This window comes from Dysgonomonas sp. PF1-14, assembly GCF_029892965.1.
Classification (GTDB): Bacteria; Bacteroidota; Bacteroidia; order Bacteroidales; family Dysgonomonadaceae; genus Dysgonomonas.
The window spans coordinates 127,493-145,964 of sequence record NZ_JARXWN010000012.1; the positions used below are offsets into that span (position 1 = coordinate 127,493).

The following is an 18,472-nucleotide window of genomic DNA, read 5'->3' on the forward strand; positions in this document are numbered from 1 at the left end:
ACTTATTATTATATACCATGAAAATATGTTTGCATACTAATTGGGAGATTAATCAAAAATATATTGGAGGAACAGAACGATTCCTCATTAATTTAAGTAAAGAACTTGAAATTTTAGGACATGAACCTTTTATTGTTTGTTCCAGTAAAGAGGAAGAGACTTATGTAGAAGGAATAAAAGTTTTAGGAAAATGCGGTTCTGATTATAAAAATATTTTCGCTAAATATGAAAGTTTTTCTTCTAATTTTTTGAGAAAAGAAATTATAGGTGAAAACTTTAGTGAAGATTCATTAAAACGCTTGTCTGATTTTACGCAAGGACAATTAGATGGAATTAACGCGGATGTATTTCATTTAAATTCCTTTATATCTGCGTCTTATATATCATCGCTAAAAAATATTATAGTAACAAATCATGAAAATAACAAAGAATATGATTGGTACTGGGGAAAAGGGTTTTTCAATCTTTTGAAAACACTGGTTTATGAGAGAAAAACTAATCTACATGAGATTAAGGGACTTTTTACTCCTAGTAAATATTATGCTAATTTTTTTTCATCTGAATTTAATTTAAAAGTAGAAGATACTAAGTTGGGCATTCCATTAAATTATTTTAAATATGAGCAAAAAGAATCTACCCTAAAGGAAGAATATGATTTCAATAAAAATGATATTGTTTTATTATTACCATCAAGATTTCAACCATTTCAAAAGGGACATGATGTTGCATTAGAAGCGTGTTCAATACTTAAAGAAAAAAGAATTCCATTTAAGATCATTTTTACAGGAGTAAAAAAAAGCAGTGAAAGATATCGTTCTTCTTTTAATGAACTTGTTAGTAAGTATGGATTAGAGAAACATATAAAAGTAATAACTTTCGCTGATATAAATGAAGCATATAGAAATGTTGATATAGTAATATCTCCTGAAAGATACTGTTCGTATGGCTTGTCTATTTCGGAATCATTATCCTTAGGTATTCCTACTATATTAAGTGATATCCCGACTTATAGGGAAATCGCAGATGGGTATGCACATGCATCTTTCTTTAAATCAGAATCAGGCAAAGAATTAGCAGAAAAGATAATTAACGCAATGCTTCACCAAGAACGAAATCAAAGTGAAGCAGTGAGATTTAGATGTTCGAATGACATAAGAGATTGTGCGAAAAAATACACGAACATTTACCAAAATTATATTTAATCAAAATATAATTTGCTTCTTTTAAATATATAGTAGATGTTTTCAAAAAAGTTAAATTCTTGTATTGATAATATGGGATAATCTTCTTTTATATAAATATGTATTTTCTTTACTGTTGGAAAAGTATTAGAAGGACAAATAAATAATTTGCCTTTAATGGAATCATTTGTTTTTAGCATTATTCTACATCGTACTTTTCTCCAACCTTGCTCACAAGGGAAAATAAGATACCAGAATTTTTGATTATTATCGTTATCTATATATAATTGCGCTCGAAAAATATTTAAAGCTTCACTTGCCCCTGGATTAATTTCAACTTTTTCTGGATTTCCTAATGTTGCCCAACACAAGGATACGTTTTTTATTTCTTTTACTTTCTTTTCTGGAGTAATAAGTTGATGTCTTGGAAAATCCATTTTTAAATTTTCTAGTCTATATGTGGGTAAAGATGTTTCAAAAGCATCAAAATTGAATAAAGATGGCTCCATCAAATTCTTATCATCAAAAAAAAGAGTTACCTTCCCTTGTGTATTTATTGACGCAGTTCTTCCTCTATTAGCTACTATTACAGAAGCAAAAAAACCATTATCTGAAAAAAGAGGCTGTAATCTTTCAAATCTGATAATAACATTAGGTCTATATAGGAATCTTGATATTTCAGCACCTAGAAGCGTTCCAATGATCAACCCCCATATGTTGCTCGCATCAAATATACTTTCTAAAATACTCATAATAATAAGTTATCAGTTATCTAAATTGACTATAGCGTTAAACTAAACATTAAATTGAGATCAAATAATTAACTTTGTAAAACAATAGATATATCAGAAAATCATGAATGATCTCCTACAAAAATTTATAAAACAAGGTAATATTGTAATTGTGGCCGGAGCTGGAATTTCTAAAGAAAAGCCAGCTTCCTTACCTAGCTGGTGGGAATATAATTTATCATTGTTTAGAGAAATAGGTAATTTAGGAGCCGAAATATTATGTGAAAAGAATAATCTTTTAGATGATTTGGATATCGAGAAATTTATTCCTGTAATTAGTATATCTGATTTTATCTTTAATTATGTTGCAGGGAAAGCATATTTTCCGTTACTTGAAGTTCTTGAAGGATCAAGTCCTAATAAAAATCATATTTTTCTTGCTGAATTAGCCGAAAGAAAAAAAATAAAAGCTATAGTAACAACAAACTTCGATACACTAATCGAGCAAGCTTTTCTAGAGCAAAATATTCCTGTTAATGTTTTCTATGATCCATTGCAATTTGATAATATACATGAATCAGAAAATATACATTTATATAAAATACATGGATCAGTTACCAACACTTCCACGGCTGTAGATTTGGTTACTCAAAAGATTGGCGGACTTTCTATCGGTAAATATAATGTCTTAAAAAAAATATTTAGTGAAAATCATATTATATTTCTTGGGTTTTCTGGTGAAGATTTTTCTTTTAACATTGACTATTTACCTTTATCTTTTGCTCAATATGGAGTTACTTGGGTTGTTTATCCTAACTCGCCAATACCCGATGTTGTATCAAAATTGAAAGATTCAGTATCTGACTTCGTTTTTGAAGAAGCGACACTTCCTGAATTTTACTGCCGAACTGGGTGGGAGAATATATATTCTTCAATATATATAAATCAGAAGGAAGAAGAAACATTAAAACCTACCATAGATATCAATAAAAAAATAAGATCAGTGTTAAATAGTCAATCTATAACACAATGGTCATGCTTGGGAATGTGTATCCAATTATTCAAATCCATTGGAAATATTGATCGTGCTTTACATATAAGTCGAATAATAGATTATTTTTTTAAAGAAAAGTTATCCCAAGAAAATATGGATAAAAATAATATTAATGGATACATATTATTACCCATAATTGAAAAATTGTCTATTATACCCAGAAATTATTTCTCATTGTCAAGTGTTTATATTTCTGACATTCATTATTTGGTTCCTTTATTTGATACATTAGGAGATGTTTTTAAAGAAACTGACATACATGCGGCATTGGAATATTATTATTTATCCCTAAAAATATCCAATAAAAGATTGGCACAATATGTTGATGGTTCATATGACTTGAAAAAAGACATAATATATAATAATATTTCAACAACATTAGGTAGAATAGGCACATTATGTTTAGAGCAAAATCATTATAAAGATGCAGTACCTATCTTTCGAGAAGCTGCATACGATGCACTCAGCGCTAAACGATTTTATAATTTTTCATGTATGTATTTTTATGCTGTATATTCGAAAAATCATAATATTCTGAAACATTACTCTACTACCGAAAATATTGAATTATATATAGCCGAATTGAATGTTTGCATGCGGTTGGCAGAACAAGGGGGACATTGTGGGATTTTATTTGCAATACATAAAGAATTATTTGTAATTTATCATATTCATGGCTTTTCGAAAAATGCTTTAATCTCAAAAGAAAAGGCGGAATTGTATGCAAAAATGTCAATAGACAGAAACATCAAATTAAACGAGTTGGAGAATATAAATTCATCCCTCCCTGAAACGCCCTATAGAGAGGAATCATACTTTAAAATTTGGTTATATAGAGAGCCAGATAATAAATATGTATGGAAAGAAGCTGGAGAACGTGAAATTTTACGATATGAAGAAGGCATTAAAGCCTACTCCTTATTCAGAGAAAAACAATATGAAGATGCAATTCTGCTTCTGGAACAGACATCGAATAAATATTTAACAAAACATGATTTTGAAAGTAACCTACTTTCAGAAATGTTTTCATTTGCAGCTGTACATTTACGATTTTTCACGGGCTGTTATTCTCCTGAAGAAATGAAGTTACATCTTAACCGTTGTATAAAACTTGAGATAAAATGTGGATTGACGGATTATTTAGTCCTTTCAACTCATTATTACAGCATTATTCTTTCTGAAAAAAAGTTATATGAGGACTCTTTGTTTTATGCTCAATTAGGACTTTCCGTATGTGATAATCCTATAGAGCACAGCGTTATTTTAGGACTTTGTTTAAATGCTGCGAAATGCTGTATTTGTTTGAAAAAATATTCTGACACAAAATATTACATTGATAAGTATTACCATTATTCGTCTATAGTACCCGATTTTGTAGATCCAATAGGCCATGAATATGCTGAACAAATACTAAAAGACATAATTAAGATAAATAATCCCACCTAGAACAATTACAAATGATGTTATTAAATTTAATGTTGCTTCTGAAAAGTATCTTAAACTAAATAACAACAACTATTTTTCAATATTGGCTCTTTTAGAAAAACTGCAAAAGAGAAAAATAAAGATTAAATAGAAATTGATATTGTTACTATTCATGTTGATGATAAAAAGGTTCATCGTAGAGGTAAAATGACAACGAAAAAATGTCGAACCTAAGTTATTTCAACAAAATGTCAAGGTTATCCAATTGAAATAATAATTTTTTATACGATATGCTATTGATTTAATGTTATGCATTGAACTATATGCAGCTTCGTCTTCCTTCTGCATAAATTCATAATTACATCCGAAATACTCTGCTTTTGTGGTCATTTATATAATCATCTTGCAAATACATAGTGCAGTTTGAATTCCATACCATTTATACTTTTCTTCGCATTGTAATTATTAAAACAAGAAAAATATGGATATTAGAAGTTTAGGTGAGAATACTCAGGATGTGAGTGTAAATGAGGTTATTAGAGGATTTATTTTCCACTGTCAATTCGAAAAAAACTTGAATTCAAAAACATTACGAGCTTATTCTACGGACTTGAAACAATTTGCAGTATATATAAAAGGGACTAATGATGAGCAAAAGTTCAAAAGTATGTCTAAAGACACTCTGAAAAATTACCTCCAAGAAATTTCTTACCTCAAACCAAAAACGATAAAGCGTAAAGTTGCTTCATTAAAAGCAATGCTGAATTATTTAGAATATGAAGATGATGATTATATTAATCCTTTTCGAAAAATTAAAGTTCGCTTGAAAGAGCCATACCTCCTTCCTTCTGTAATGACTTTGAATGAAGTGAAAAAAATATTAACCATTATGTACCAAGAATTTGAAAACAATAGCTATACAGAACGATATACATATAAAGCACAAGTACGAAATTTAGCAATTATCGAAATTTTATTTTCGACAGGAATGAGAGTCTCAGAAGTTTGTAATTTAAAGATTCAGGATATTAACTTAAAAAATGGAGTTGTGAAGATTTTCGGTAAAGGGAGTAAAGAACGTATGATACAAATATGCCAAACTGAAACTATGTCTATAATTAAACGCTACTACCAATTACATAAAAATCAAATAAAACAAGATTCTTATTTTTTCATAAATCGCTTAGGTCTTCCTTTATCTACGCAATCTGTCAGATTGATGGTAAAGTCCTATGTGAGTAAAGCCGGATTAACAAAACACATTACACCACATACATTCAGGCATACTTTTGCCACTTTACTTTTAGAGGAAGATGTAGATATAAAATACATTCAAAATATGTTAGGCCATAGCTCTATTGCTATTACACAAATATACACTCATGTAAACGTCAGTAAACAGAAAAAAATATTATCGACCAAACATCCTAGAAGAAAACTTCAACTAGCTGGGAATGGTTGATAACTATAAATTATGAGGGATCTGGAAAAATATACAACCTTATTTGAAGTAGAACGTATCATTATTGAAGATCCCATAAGGATTGACGATATATCTATAGTTATTCCAGCTTTCAATAATCAAAAGAACTTGAATCGACTCATATATTCTTTTCTAAGTGGGAAAAACGAAAGTGAATTACCTTTAGAAATTATAGTAGTTGATAATTTATCTAATCCATCTCTAAATATAAAGAACTTTGCAAATTCAAAAATACCTATACATATATTTGTTTGTGAAAGGCGTGGAGCTGCTGCTGCAAGAAATGTCGGAATAAGTAGAGCAAAGGGTAAATGGATATGTTTTTGTGATGATGATTGCATCGCTACGCCTAATACTCTCAATGGTTATTTAATTGACCAAAATGGCTCTATTGCTTATAATGGAAGTGTTATTCCATATAAAAACAATATACTATCTAATTTTTATCAAGCTCAAGGAAGTTTGACTCCACCTCCATGTAAATATAAAAAGTTGGAAAATATACCAATGCATATAGTAACAGCCAACTCACTCGTCTATAAAGAAGCACTATGCAAAATAAATGGCTTTGACGAATCTTTTTTTATTGCAGCTGAAGATGTTGATATTAGTATTCGTCTATTTAAGCATGGCATGATATCATATGCTCCTCATAGCATTATAGTTCATGATTTTGAAGGAGGTATGCGTAGGTTTATCAAACGTTTTGTTAGATATGGTTCAGGAAATAGACACTTAGAAAGAAAATGGAAAATAGAAAGAAAACCTAAATATTATAAACCAAAAATGAATGGTATTACTCACCAAATTCTCAGTTATTTACAATACTATTCGATGATTATTGGGTATAAAATCATTAAAAATGAACAATTATCTAAACCAACGCAAAAGTATCAGAGGTAAATTTATTGGCATCATATACTCTTTTGAAGGAGAATCCTCACCTGGTTCAGAACATTATGATGTTTGGAGATCTGATGTAATATCCGATTGGCTAAAAGCAATACAAGAAATCGGGTGCATTCCATACATATTAGATGTTAGAACATTTGCATACAAAGCTTTTAATAAATCTTTACCTCCTCTTGATTTTATTGTCAATTTGAACGCTGGAAATTGTGAACTATCTATGCTCGGCTTAGTTCCTAGTATTTGCGGGTTTCTAGCCATTCCATGTATACCTTGCGACACATTAACAGCTGTCTCTGGAGAAAATAAGATTTTATCGAATTTGATAGCATTTGCTAAAGGATTCAATGTTCCAGAAGAAATAGATTCGTCAGATTCAAATGGGATTTTTAGATTATGTAATCTTGGCAGCAGCTGTGGAGTTAAAAAGGGTTTTGGACAAACTGAAACGAACTACACATATCAAAAATTTATACAAGGCTTCGACTTAACCATTCCTATTTTATATAATCCATTAACAAATGAATTAGAAGTATTACCTGGAATATTATACATTCCGGATAATAGAGACACTCAATGGTTTCTTGGAGAACAAGAAAAAGAACATCATTCTGGCTATAAAAAAGAAATCGCTTTTATTGATCATGTTACAAAAGAAAAATGTGTTGATTTAGCAAAATCTTTTTTCATCCAAACATTTTGCAGGATAGATACTCGTATTTATTGTAAATCTTTTGATGAATTAACTCAAATTATAAATAATATCCCCTTTAATAGAGTCTTTTTTTTGGAAATAAATCCCATGCCAACCATTAGAAATGGAATTAATTTTCATAACTCTTTAGAATATTTGGATTATAATTCATCAATGAATGAATGTCTACAATTATATAGAGAAGATACGCCAAATTCTTCGCTGACTGGTTTTATACTATCCAATTCAATAATAGCACTTACAACCAAGCATTGAATATTGACGGATTCATTCCGTTATTAGAAATAAATCGCTGTCTTATGCCTGAAGTTTTAGGCATATTTGAATTAGATAAAACATCATAACTAAAGAGTTTTTTTAATTCCGAATGCTTGTTTGTCAGTTTATATAGTTGATGGTTTAAAGATCCAACTCCAAGCAAGTTGGGTTTTAAGGCATTATTTAATACATCGGATATTTCAAATTCATCAAAAAGGGTAGATAATAGACCTTTATATTTTAGTGAAATTGCAATAATGTTTGTAATATAATTTGCAGATAAAAAAGCACCTTTTTGTATATCGAAATGGTCGAATATCCTTCTCAAAACACTGTATATTTCTTTTTCATTAATATCTTCTCCATAATAATCTTTTACGACCATTAAATTGCATAAAATACCAAGTTCTTGTGTCACTCGATTTTCAGTTTTTGCATAATCTTTTGCTTTATTCAAAATATCAATGGCTAGTTCGAGTTTTCCTGAATATAAATAAGCAACACCAACATTATTTAAAATAATTGACATTCCGACTAAACCAGGAACATTAAACAATGCTGTTTCTTTCATTGCTTCAAATTGATTAATGCCAATCTGATCGGTATAAAACTGATTAGTTAATTCATTATTCATACAGTAGACCATATGATCTTCCATTCCATTTTTTGAAAATATTTCTTGTGCTTTTGATAGATATAGATTCTTTTCATGAAGAGTTACGTCTTTCATAAAATGCGCATAACGATAAACGTGAGCTGATAAAATATCGTTATTTATATATTTTGCGATATCCAATGCGTCTTGTATGTCTTGCCCTCCATAATCATTACAATAAACTCGAAATAACTTAGACATACAGCTAAAACTATGCGTTAGTACATTATTTCTATGACTAGTTTCAACTTCGTTTTGTAATCTTTTAATAATGTCGCAAACATCTTCTCTTACATTATCTTTTAGATCGTACAAGAGATTTGTCCTGAGCCTCAAAATTGATGGAGCATATAATTTAACGATAGAGTTTTCTGCCCACTCTTTATTATACAAAACTCCCCTAGCAGTCTTAGAGCAAGCCCTAAAACATTGTCGCGTAAATATATCAATAAATGATTCTACATCCTCAACCCCAGTGTTGATTATCTTGTCCAATTCTGAGGAACCATCATTTCTTATCATTTTAACTAATATCCCATGAGGACAAAGAGATAATAGAGTTCTTGCTCTATCAAAATCATTATCTTTTAAAAGTATAACTATCACAGGGCGCAGGATACTACTTTTGTATAGAGATATTAATTCTGCGAGATCTTTATTGGTTACATTGCCTTCTTGAATAAGAATTGGGTCTATTATTTCAGGTCCAGCAGCTTGATGTTCGTGAACAGAAAATAATTTAGCAAGATTATTGATTATTTGAGGTATGTCGACTGCTATATTTGTAAAAAAGCAATGAGTCATTAGATCTGTAATATTGGAGATATTTTTACCAATCCATTGATATATTTTTGATTTGATTTTTTTCACCTCCCCAGATGTTGTAATCATATTTTTTTTGCCACGAAAAGTTTTAAAAAAATCACTACCTCTTCCTACAACGAAACGTTGCTCTACCACATAGATAGTAAAACCTTCTTGAGTTTCATTAAAAAAATCAGTGTCTATACCGCTCATAATTTATAGTTATCAGTTATTCGCGAATTTAACATTTATATTTGGAATACGTAAATTCTCATAAAGTATTTCTGTTTATCATCAGCCAAATGTGGTTGTTTTTGTATACATTTGGCTGATAATATTTTTTATTGCCAGCCAAATCCATCCTATTGTTCATAAAAAGCTACATACTCTCTTTCGACAAATGATATTTGATGCGATGAATAAAAACCGCGACGACCATGCGAAGAATTTTTCTTTCCAACTGATAAACGGCGAATGAAAGGAGTACAGCCCGAAACCGTTTTTAGTCAGTAGCTAAAATGAAAAATGCAGTTTAGATTATTAGCAAAGTTTTCCAACATAGAAAAAGATATTGGCACATCAGGGAAAGGAATGAGCCAATATCACATAATGACTTAAACCTGCTTCATAAATTACAATATAATACATCAATGACGTAAAAACACATCATTATTGCATTAATTAATTTAATGTCGTATATTTGCTTTATAAATAAATAATTTGAAAGTTATGACTGAAAAAGGAGACATTATATTTAGTTATACAAACAGTGATGAAAATATACTTGTGAATCTGGGAAAGCAGCTTAAGCAGATGAGACTAAATAAAAATTATACTCAGAAGCAGTTAAGCGAGTTGTCCGGTCTTTCGCGGAGTGCAATCAGTGACTTTGAAAATAAAGGAAGTGGTTCCATGAAGAGTTTCGTACAGTTATTGAGATCTTTAGAAAAGCTTGAATTACTTAATCATTTTATTTCAGAGGCATTGGTTAGCCCTATACAGGTTGCCAAACTGAAAGGAAAAATGCGCAAACGCGCCTCAGGAACAATCAATCTAAAAAACAATAAAGAAGAATCAGAATGGTAGAATTTGCTAATGTAAAACTATGGGGAAAATTAGTTGGAGTTGTATTATGGAATCCCGGCACTCAGAACGCCAGTTTTGAATATGCTCCTACTTTTATAAAAACAGGGCTTGAAGTATCACCATTAAGGATGCCGCTTCAGGAACAATATATTTTTTCTTTCCCTGAATTAAACCCTCAGACATTTAAAGGCTTGCCCGGAATGCTAGCCGATTCTTTACCCGATAATTTTGGTAATGCTCTTATTAATAGATGGCTTGCCGAACAGGGACGCAATCCTGATTCATATAATCCAATAGAGAGGTTATTGTATCAGGGCAAACGTAGTATGGGAGCTCTTGAGTTCGAACCTGCTGAAAAGGTAATATCGAATGTTTCAACAAAAATAGAATTGGAGGGACTGGTAGAAGCGGCACGTATTGCCATAAGCAATAAAGAAAAACTGGATATACGCCTGGAAGGAAATGAGTCCGAACTTCTACAGATAATGAAAGTAGGAACATCTGCCGGAGGAGCCAGGGCAAAAGCAGTTATTGCATATAATGAACAAACAAATGAGGTCAGGTCCGGCCAGTTGAATGCTCCTGAAGGTTTTACCCATTGGCTGATCAAGCTGGATGGCGTGACAAATAACAAATTGGGAGATCCCAGCCATTATGGGAGAATAGAATATGCCTACTATAAAATGGCTATTGGTTGCGGTATAGAGATGACCGACTGCCGTTTGATGGAAGAAAACGGCAGGGCGCATTTTATGACAAGGCGTTTTGACCGGATTGGAGGAAAAGAAAAACTCCACATGCAAACCTTATGCGGTTTAACACATTTTGATTTTAATACTCCCGGGGTTTATTCTTATGAACAGCTATTTCAAACTATGCGCACCTTACGCCTTCCATATTCAGCAGCTGAACAGGTATACAGAAGAATGATTTTTAATATTGTAGCTCGTAACCAGGATGACCATACTAAGAATTTCTCTTTCCTTATGAATCAACAAGGGCAATGGAGTTTATCTCCGGCTTATGATATGGCTTATTCTTACAATCCCACAGGAGAATTTACCTCCCGCCATCAAATGTCAGTGAACGGTAAAAGTGATAATTTTACAAAAACAGATTTAATAGAAGTAGCACGTTCAATGAATATTAAAAAAGCAGAGGAAATTATTGAAGAAGTTATATCATCTGTCTCTCAATGGAGTAAAATTGCGTCAGAAATTGGTATTCCTGAAAACCAAGTAAAGGCCATAGGCGCAACTCTCCGTCTCAAATGGGAATAATAATTTTAAGTCTTAAAAGTGAGATGCCTTCTTTTTAGTCATCGAAAGATCTCTTATTCGACTTGACTGATAAAGAAATGAAGATCTAGCTAAGAAACGAGTCATTTCTTTGTGTATAGTGCAAGTATCTATATATAGATAAGCTTGCACTTTACACAAAAGCTTAGAATATTCACAATCAAAGATTTGGATAGTCGGTTAATTATGTGTAGATTTGAACCTGTATTGTTTAGCGGACAATATGAAGTCAGAATAGATAAAAAAGGATAAAATTAAATCGTTACCAATTCGTTACCATCTATTTTTTAGATTATTGTAAATAATTGGTTATGCGATGATTACGAGATAAAGATTGTGAACCCAGCGGGATCACTTAAAGGTCGGAAAACCAAAGACTTATTTCTGACAAAACAAGACAAAACTCTCTAAGATAGATTCTTAGGGAGTTTTTTTATTCTCCCTTTTAGACATAATCAGTCATTAAAATGCCGATATCGGACAGTCATTCGTTACGGAATCGTTACGGATTTCACGAAAGACAAAAACCGTAACGATTTAGATTATAAGTATCTCATTTGTCGAATATTGGCAGTTCTTTGTCTTCCTGACTTCTAACAATTAATTCTAGTTTTGAACACTAAAAAATGATCTATTATGAATGTTATGAAGTCAACCTTTCGTGTATTGTTTTATCTCCGAAAGAATGAAGTGAACAAATCCGGTAATTCTTCGATTATGGTAAGAATTACTGTAAATGGAGAACAAGTGCAGTTCAGTTCCAAGTTACAAATCAAACCTGAACTTTGGGATACTAAGAATGGAAAGGCGGTTGGCAAGGGTGCTGACTCCATGAAGACCAATCGTTTGTTGGAAGCTATCAGTGCAAAAGCAAATGAATTATATCATAAGCAACTGAGCGAGTACGGCTATGTTCTGCCCGAAAAGATTAAGAACATTATACTCGGAGTCGATTCTGATAGAAGAAAGATGCTGTTGGAACACTTTGACGAATATAATGAGTTCTATGTTTTGAAGATCGGCAAAGATACTTCTCAAATAACTGCTAATCGTTATAAGTTAACCAAACTTCGTCTGCAAGAGTTCTTAAAGGCAGAATATAATCTTTCGGATATTCCTGTATTTGAACTAACACCTGTGTTTGTAGAGAAGTTTTTTCTGTTTCTTCGAAATACCCATAATTGCAGTAATAATACTGCTTTGAAGTTTATCCAACGATTCAGAGCAGTTTTCTATTATATCAAAGATACAGGAGCAGATATAAAGATTAATCCTTTCGGTAGTTTTAAATTCCGCACAACCAAAGTCGTTCGGGAAATACTTACTCAAGAAGAACTCGATATCATATACAAAAAAGAGTTCTTAACCGAAAGATTAGGACAAGTTAAAGACATCTTTATTTTTATGTGTTATACCGGACTTAGTTACATTGATGTAGCACAGCTAACAGAAGATAATATCAAAACTGCTTTTGACGGACATCAATGGGTAATGACTAAACGCCAAAAGACAAGTGTACCATCTAATATCCGTTTGCTCGAAATCCCATTAGCAATTATAGAGAAGTATAGAGGACAACAAAAGAATGGCAAATTATTTCCTGTTTGCTCTAATCAGAAGATGAATGAGTACCTCAAAGAAACAGCAGACATTTAAGAGAGGTAAAGCAAAAGAAGGTAACAATAACGTAGTCAGTGGATTACATTAGCGGTTCTTTTTGATATTTTGGGAATAAACGCATAAAAAAGCAAAGTTGGCGGCGAGTTCAGTTACCAAGTCGTTACCTGAGCATAATTTCGAATTTGTTGTTTAACCTGCTTTTATACAGTGATTTGCATAATTTTGCATAGTGCCGGATAACTCTAAACAAACTAAATTTGTAACTTAAAAATCAGAGTTATGGCAAGAAGTACATTCAAGGTTCTGTTCTACCTGAAAAAGAACAATCTGAAACCCGACGGCAAAGCACCCGTTATGGGGAGAATCACCGTCAATGGTAGTATCGCCCAGTTTAGCTGTAAGCTAAACATCAAACCCTCACTTTGGGACACCAAGGCAAACAAAGCCTCAGGCAAAAGCCTCGAAGCCCAAAAAATCAATCAGAAACTAGACAACATTAAAACACAGATCGGCAAACAATACCAAAATATCTGCGACAAAGATAATTTTGTATCAGCCGAAAAGGTCAAGAACGCTTATCTGGGTTTTGGAGATGATTACCGCACTTTTTTCTCTATAGCCGATGAGTTTTACGAAAGTTATGCCAAGCGTGTCGGTAAAGACCGTACCGAAGGCTCTTACGAACAACTATTGATTAACCGCAAGCGTGTAGAGATGTTTCTTAGGGATAGATACAATTTGTCTGATATCCCCATCAAGGAAATAGAAGCTCAGTTTATCGAAGATTATTATGCTTACTTATTAGAAGAACGCAAGCTGGCAGGAAGTACCTTGCTTACCGCCGTTACCAAACTCAAGCAAATTATGCTGATCGCTCAACGCAAAGGCTACGTGCAGGTCAATCCATTTGCCGGATTCCGATTCAAAGCCAAAACCCGTGACAGAGGCTATCTGACCGAAGATGAACTCAAAAGATTTATGTCTGTGGAACTTCGCCGATACAAGCAACGGCAGATTCGGGATATTTTTGTCTTTTGCGCATTTACCGGGCTTGCTTATTCTGATGTAAAGAAACTAACCTTCGATGATATTCAAACTTCTTTCGATGGCGAGTTATGGCTAATTGCCAAGCGCAAGAAAACCAATGCCACTTTCTATGTAAAATTGCTTCCTGTAGCAAAACAACTGATTGAACAATATCGTCTTGTAGCCAAAAATAATTATATATTCCCTGTTCCTACTTTTGGCGATAGTATGAACCGATGCCTGCAACGCATCGCTAAATTATGTGGAATTACTAAGCGGATTACTACGCATATGGCCAGGCACTCGTTTGCCACAACCGTCTGTTTGTCAAAAGGTGTGCCCATAGAAACCGTATCACAGATGCTCGGGCATTCTTGCATTACCACCACACAAATCTATGCCAAAATAACCAACGAAAAGATCAGTCAAGATATGGCAGTATTGACAGACAAGATCGGCGATACTTACCGGCTCGATACCGACAGAGATGAATCGGACTATAGGAATATTAAACGTATCGGTAAAAAACAGAAAGCGATGTTTATCAGAAAGAAAAGGGAGAATAACCCAGTTGATCCCTCAAAATACATGATACGAAAATAAGTAGACTGTTTAGGTATGGTAAAATAAAACGGATTGATTTTTTATAGTCAATCCGTTTCGTTATTATATTTTGTACAATGTACAATTTACATTCTCCGCCCTCTTTTCTTGGGCTGTATAACCGGTTGCTGTAGCTTCTTTTCTTTACCTGCAGCTTCTTCTTTCAGATGCGGGAAACGTTTGTTTTCCTCCCGGGTCATGTCTGTCAGGCGAGCCGCTATATCTTCCCAACGGAAGCCTTTTCCCAACAAATCGATCCTTTCCGAGAAACGGATATCATCGTAATAGTTGAGCCCTTTAAGTGCCCGGTACGGATTTGTCTGCGGGTATTTCGTTTCGAATGCCGTCAGCATCTCTTTCAGTGAAAGGTAGCCGGACAGGTAAGCCACATCGATAAAATCTTTCAGCCGGGTCCCGTTATCGCCAATAGCAGATAACTTCATGGCGGCAATATCTTTCAGTCCATACAGGCGTATGCCGTCTTCCTGTATTCTTGGCTCCACATCCGGATAATCATGCCGAATGAAATCCAGTTTGACTCCGTTTACTTCACCTTTCAGACTATAGCCTTCCAGAAAATCACCTTTAAAAGCATAGTTTTTCTGAAGATATTGTTCCAGTTGTACCGGATTAAATTCACCTGTTGTAAATAAATCCAGATCGATACTTTTCCGGTGTCCGATCAATAGAGATAAAGCCGTGCCTCCGGCAAGTGCAAATCCATTGAATGTACCGTCATTCATTATTGATTTTAAGAGGGCATAAGTGCCTGCCTCGACTGTTTGCGTATGTAACATTTGAGTTCCTCCTTCTTTAAGTTAAAAGCAGTACAAACAAAAGCAATATCTTTATCGGAAAGGTTCAATACTTCATCCTGTATAATCTGTCTTACTCCCTCTATGCCTCCATAAAGAGCGAACATAGCATAATAATCCTCATCCCGGCCTCTTTCAATAACACGTTCGACAACTAATGCCCGCATATATTGCCAGTCGAAACCGGAAAGGTCATATTCCCACAGCAGGCTGTGCCTTACTTTAGGTTCTAATTTAATTCGTTCTTTCCAATCGGACCACATAGGTATATCTTATATATATGAATATTCAATGGTATAACAAAAATAAGTATTTATATCCAATTTGCCGGGTTTGACCGGCTTAAATATAAAATTTTGATTGCTATTGTTTTGTCCTGCAAAAGTGTAAATAAAAATATAATTCTTTACTAATCGTTTCTTATTTATCTGCCCACAAAATAACAGGAAGAGAATAAAACGCCAAACCCTATGCCCTGACGGGTTTTCCTTTCAGGAAAAGATTTGTCTGATTTATCCTTCTTCCTGTAAAAAGAATGTTTAGCAGATGAAAAAGAAAAAATGTTTTGTTTCCTTCCATTCCCGCCTTAGAATGGTAATTCGGGCGAGCGGTAGTTTTGATGCAATACTTCTTCTAATTCATTTTCGGGATAGAGTATCTTACCTCCGATAGTGGTATAACAGATCATTCGTTTATCACGCAGGCTTTGAAGCGTACGGGGCGAGATATGGAGATACTCCATCACCTGCTCTCCTGTCAGATAGTGTTTGTCTGCCAGCGAAGGGCGGTATTTATCCCGTACATCCTGTACATCGCAGAGGGCTTGTTCTATCTGCCGGCTGAGCTCTTTGAACTCATCGGACTCGTAATTGATAAACTTATCCATTCTGCTTTTGTTTCATGCCTGCCTGAAGCAGCCCGTTGATATCCGATTCTTTGAAATAGACTTTACCACCCAGCATAGCATAAGGTGTCTTCCCGTTGTTGCGCCAAGTTTGCAGCGTTCGTTTGGATATACCCAAGGCCCGGCAGACATCTGCCGAATCCAGTCAGCCGTCACGGGGATTGGGGCAATACAATTCTCTCAGTGCCTTTACTTCAAATGTTAATCTGCTCACTTGCCTTTTCAGCAATTCCCATGCCGATGCATCCATACATACGATTTCCATAATTTTATAGTTTAGCGTTTAACTTCTATTCTTTATCACTGTTAAAAGTGCTGGCTAAAGAACGTTTCAAGCCTTCATTGGCAGCACGGGTTATCAGTTCACGGTTTACCGACAGGTGGTCGGCAAGGATATTGGACAGCAGGATGGTCGGTGTTATCTCCGGTACGATATGTTGGAGCGAGGCAACAAGGGTTTGCAGCTTCTCTTTCATCCGTACATCGATATATACCGGCGTATAGTCTTTTACCTTATTGATGCCCAAGAACCGCTTGGTATATTCTTCCTCATCTTTCTTACGTGAAGATTTTACCTTTGCGGATGCAGGAGTTCATGTGCTGTCATCAAAAATATCGGATACATCCGGTTTTTCGTTTTCCGGTTTGCTCTTTTCTAAATTTTCACTCATAAGAATTTGTTTTAAATGTTTATACGATAATTTTTACTGATAATTACTAATACCTCTGTTCAAACATCCCTGATGCGGTTGGCTTTGCCCATACTCATACATCTTCCGGAGGATAAGAAGCCTACAAGGTTATATACTCCCGTTCCGGAATCAGGAGCAAAGTTACCTGCTCTCCGATACCTGCCCTGTTAACATAACAGCATCAGCTAACAGGCTCGAGTTATATAGTATTGATTATCAACATGTATATTTTGAGGAAGGCGTAGAAAGTTGGGAAGTCAGTTAATAAGGGTTTGGAAATTTACTTATCAACATATTGATATACAGATAGTAATGTGATTCTGAAAAATAGAGGTAATATTTATTAGTGATACATACAAAACTGGCTACTTATGCTTTTTTAACTATTCTTCCCGGTTTTCCTCTATCAGCTCGATTAGTTCGTCTATATCAACGAGTCCCTGAACAAACTCCCGCTTGCTGCGTATGGTAGGTATCCTTAGAAATATCATCATAAAAATCACTGTACCAAAGATAGTCTTCCCGGCCGTCTTCGTAGTATTTAGGTACACTTTCCAGAGGCGGATTATTGCGGATAATATCAAATATCTTTCCTCTGTAATGAATAATCTCTTCAGGAGCAACATTTCTGCCGGTTAGCATACCTAAAGCTGTTTCGTAGTTTATAGCCACAAAACCGTCCAAGCTTTGCTGTACATTCCGAAGAGATTCGGGAATATCAGCATACATGGTATATCCGTTTGGTTCATCCATAGCATAAAGATAATTATTCCACAGTAATATTTGTAATATTACAAGCGCAAGTAACAAATACAGCCTTATTTGCCTATATAGATAGCAATCGGAAGCAAGCCACAGCAAAGATACCCGCATAGCTTTGTTTATCAACAATATACTAAAATGCTGCCTATATTTGCAGCTGTATCCACTGTCGGATACACATAAATACCATGTAAGATGAAAACATTATCCGAAATTATCAGAGTGGGAAACTTTTCAGGTATTGCTATAACAAACTGCTCTGCCTACCCTTGAAGAGCAAAGAGCAATACACTGATCGTATTGCTTGATTCCCATTTTCCGGTATTATGCACACCCCGGTGTGTAAACATTGCCGTCCTATCAAAAAACAAAGAAGCTGCCGCCTCTTTCTTTTTTTCTCGTCGTCAAAGGAGCAAGGTAATCTTTCGGGTAACCCAAAAGTCGCTGCGCA

17 protein-coding genes and 1 pseudogene are annotated in these 18,472 nt (G+C 33.9%); 10 read left to right on the plus strand and 8 right to left on the minus strand.

All coding sequences use genetic code 11. The features are described from left to right. Positions 1-17 precede the first annotated feature (17 nt). Positions 18-1,202, plus strand: coding sequence for a glycosyltransferase family 4 protein (locus M2448_RS14590; protein ID WP_163305166.1), 1,185 nt, complete (start codon positions 18-20; stop codon positions 1,200-1,202). Here the strand turns inward: M2448_RS14590 and M2448_RS14595 are convergent. Then, positions 1,199-1,933, minus strand: a complete 735-nt coding sequence (locus tag M2448_RS14595; RefSeq protein ID WP_163305165.1) for a hypothetical protein — start codon at positions 1,931-1,933, stop codon at positions 1,199-1,201. The genes M2448_RS14590 and M2448_RS14595 overlap by 4 nt on opposite strands. 103 nt (positions 1,934-2,036) lie before the next feature. Between M2448_RS14595 and M2448_RS14600 the strand changes: the two genes are divergently transcribed. The 4 genes from M2448_RS14600 to M2448_RS14615 all read left to right on the plus strand — a co-directional run bounded on the left by M2448_RS14600 (position 2,037) and on the right by M2448_RS14615 (position 7,753). Continuing rightward, a complete protein-coding gene (locus M2448_RS14600; protein WP_163305164.1) occupies positions 2,037-4,412 on the plus strand; it encodes an SIR2 family protein in 2,376 nt (791 codons plus the stop codon). A 460-nt stretch (positions 4,413-4,872) separates the two neighbouring features. Next, positions 4,873-5,853: a tyrosine-type recombinase/integrase gene (locus M2448_RS14605; RefSeq protein WP_163305163.1), complete on the plus strand. Its 981-nt coding sequence runs from the start codon at positions 4,873-4,875 to the stop codon at positions 5,851-5,853. 12 nt (positions 5,854-5,865) lie between these two features. Next, entirely contained in the window at positions 5,866-6,777 is a 912-nt protein-coding gene (locus M2448_RS14610; protein WP_163305162.1) for a glycosyltransferase, read from the plus strand. Next, a complete protein-coding gene (locus M2448_RS14615) occupies positions 6,737-7,753 on the plus strand; it encodes a hypothetical protein (protein ID WP_163305161.1) in 1,017 nt (338 codons plus the stop codon). The genes M2448_RS14610 and M2448_RS14615 overlap by 41 nt, the downstream gene beginning before the upstream one ends. Here the strand turns inward: M2448_RS14615 and M2448_RS14620 are convergent. After that, positions 7,737-9,428 (minus strand): hypothetical protein, encoded by a 1,692-nt coding sequence (locus M2448_RS14620; RefSeq protein ID WP_280646990.1) that lies wholly within the window; start codon positions 9,426-9,428, stop codon positions 7,737-7,739. The two genes, M2448_RS14615 and M2448_RS14620, sit on opposite strands and share 17 nt — an antisense overlap. A 91-nt stretch (positions 9,429-9,519) precedes the next feature. Here M2448_RS14620 and M2448_RS14625 point away from each other — a divergent pair, with 91 nt between their 5' ends. The 5 genes from M2448_RS14625 (at position 9,520) to M2448_RS14645 (ending at position 14,848) form a co-directional block, all read left to right on the plus strand. Beyond that, positions 9,520-9,693 carry a HipA domain-containing protein gene (locus M2448_RS14625; RefSeq protein ID WP_280646991.1) on the plus strand — a complete coding sequence of 58 codons (174 nt, stop codon included), beginning with the start codon at positions 9,520-9,522 and terminating at the stop codon, positions 9,691-9,693. Positions 9,694-9,944: 251 nt separating this feature from the next. Then, on the plus strand, positions 9,945-10,301 hold the full coding sequence (locus tag M2448_RS14630) for a helix-turn-helix domain-containing protein (protein WP_163305157.1): 357 nt from the start codon (positions 9,945-9,947) through the stop codon (positions 10,299-10,301). Beyond that, positions 10,295-11,581 carry a type II toxin-antitoxin system HipA family toxin gene (locus M2448_RS14635; RefSeq protein ID WP_163305155.1) on the plus strand — a complete coding sequence of 429 codons (1,287 nt, stop codon included), beginning with the start codon at positions 10,295-10,297 and terminating at the stop codon, positions 11,579-11,581. The genes M2448_RS14630 and M2448_RS14635 overlap by 7 nt, the downstream gene beginning before the upstream one ends. A gap of 654 nt (positions 11,582-12,235) precedes the next feature. Next, positions 12,236-13,255: a site-specific integrase gene (locus M2448_RS14640; protein ID WP_280646992.1), complete on the plus strand. Its 1,020-nt coding sequence runs from the start codon at positions 12,236-12,238 to the stop codon at positions 13,253-13,255. Between the two features lie 243 nt (positions 13,256-13,498). Beyond that, on the plus strand, positions 13,499-14,848 hold the full coding sequence (locus tag M2448_RS14645; protein ID WP_280646993.1) for a site-specific integrase: 1,350 nt from the start codon (positions 13,499-13,501) through the stop codon (positions 14,846-14,848). An 86-nt stretch (positions 14,849-14,934) separates the two neighbouring features. Here the strand turns inward: M2448_RS14645 and M2448_RS14650 are convergent, their stop codons facing one another. From M2448_RS14650 to M2448_RS14675, 6 genes and pseudogenes are all read right to left on the minus strand, one after another. Further along, entirely contained in the window at positions 14,935-15,591 is a 657-nt protein-coding gene (locus M2448_RS14650; RefSeq protein ID WP_280646994.1) for a nucleotidyl transferase AbiEii/AbiGii toxin family protein, read from the minus strand. Between the two features lie 8 nt (positions 15,592-15,599). Beyond that, a complete protein-coding gene (locus tag M2448_RS14655) occupies positions 15,600-15,926 on the minus strand; it encodes a hypothetical protein (RefSeq protein ID WP_280646995.1) in 327 nt (108 codons plus the stop codon). A 323-nt stretch (positions 15,927-16,249) separates the two neighbouring features. Further along, positions 16,250-16,549 carry a helix-turn-helix domain-containing protein gene (locus M2448_RS14660; RefSeq protein ID WP_280646996.1) on the minus strand — a complete coding sequence of 100 codons (300 nt, stop codon included), beginning with the start codon at positions 16,547-16,549 and terminating at the stop codon, positions 16,250-16,252. Continuing rightward, entirely contained in the window at positions 16,542-16,712 is a 171-nt protein-coding gene (locus tag M2448_RS14665) for a helix-turn-helix domain-containing protein (protein ID WP_280646999.1), read from the minus strand. Before M2448_RS14665 ends, M2448_RS14660 begins: the two co-directional genes overlap by 8 nt. Positions 16,713-16,857: 145 nt before the next feature. Next, positions 16,858-17,127, minus strand: a pseudogene (locus M2448_RS14670) (DUF3408 domain-containing protein); the annotation flags it as partial. 561 nt (positions 17,128-17,688) lie between these two features. Next, positions 17,689-18,012 (minus strand): hypothetical protein, encoded by a 324-nt coding sequence (locus M2448_RS14675; protein WP_280646997.1) that lies wholly within the window; start codon positions 18,010-18,012, stop codon positions 17,689-17,691. Positions 18,013-18,472: the final 460 nt, after the last annotated feature.

What these genes read in the sequence shown, in the direction of transcription:
- M2448_RS14610 (WP_163305162.1), top strand. Translation starts at nt 5,866, where the DNA reads ATGAGGGATCTGGAAAAATATACAACCTTATTTGAAGTAGAACGTATC.
- M2448_RS14655 (WP_280646995.1), bottom strand. Translation starts at nt 15,926, where the DNA reads ATGTGGTCCGATTGGAAAGAACGAATTAAATTAGAACCTAAAGTAAGG.
- M2448_RS14595 (WP_163305165.1), bottom strand. Translation starts at nt 1,933, where the DNA reads ATGAGTATTTTAGAAAGTATATTTGATGCGAGCAACATATGGGGGTTG.
- M2448_RS14600 (WP_163305164.1), top strand. Translation starts at nt 2,037, where the DNA reads ATGAATGATCTCCTACAAAAATTTATAAAACAAGGTAATATTGTAATT.
- M2448_RS14605 (WP_163305163.1), top strand. Translation starts at nt 4,873, where the DNA reads ATGGATATTAGAAGTTTAGGTGAGAATACTCAGGATGTGAGTGTAAAT.
- M2448_RS14615 (WP_163305161.1), top strand. Translation starts at nt 6,737, where the DNA reads ATGAACAATTATCTAAACCAACGCAAAAGTATCAGAGGTAAATTTATT.
- M2448_RS14635 (WP_163305155.1), top strand. Translation starts at nt 10,295, where the DNA reads ATGGTAGAATTTGCTAATGTAAAACTATGGGGAAAATTAGTTGGAGTT.
- M2448_RS14675 (WP_280646997.1), bottom strand. Translation starts at nt 18,012, where the DNA reads ATGGATGAACCAAACGGATATACCATGTATGCTGATATTCCCGAATCT.
- M2448_RS14660 (WP_280646996.1), bottom strand. Translation starts at nt 16,549, where the DNA reads ATGGATAAGTTTATCAATTACGAGTCCGATGAGTTCAAAGAGCTCAGC.
- M2448_RS14620 (WP_280646990.1), bottom strand. Translation starts at nt 9,428, where the DNA reads ATGAGCGGTATAGACACTGATTTTTTTAATGAAACTCAAGAAGGTTTT.
- M2448_RS14645 (WP_280646993.1), top strand. Translation starts at nt 13,499, where the DNA reads ATGGCAAGAAGTACATTCAAGGTTCTGTTCTACCTGAAAAAGAACAAT.
- M2448_RS14650 (WP_280646994.1), bottom strand. Translation starts at nt 15,591, where the DNA reads ATGAATGACGGTACATTCAATGGATTTGCACTTGCCGGAGGCACGGCT.
- M2448_RS14630 (WP_163305157.1), top strand. Translation starts at nt 9,945, where the DNA reads ATGACTGAAAAAGGAGACATTATATTTAGTTATACAAACAGTGATGAA.
- M2448_RS14640 (WP_280646992.1), top strand. Translation starts at nt 12,236, where the DNA reads ATGAATGTTATGAAGTCAACCTTTCGTGTATTGTTTTATCTCCGAAAG.
- M2448_RS14590 (WP_163305166.1), top strand. Translation starts at nt 18, where the DNA reads ATGAAAATATGTTTGCATACTAATTGGGAGATTAATCAAAAATATATT.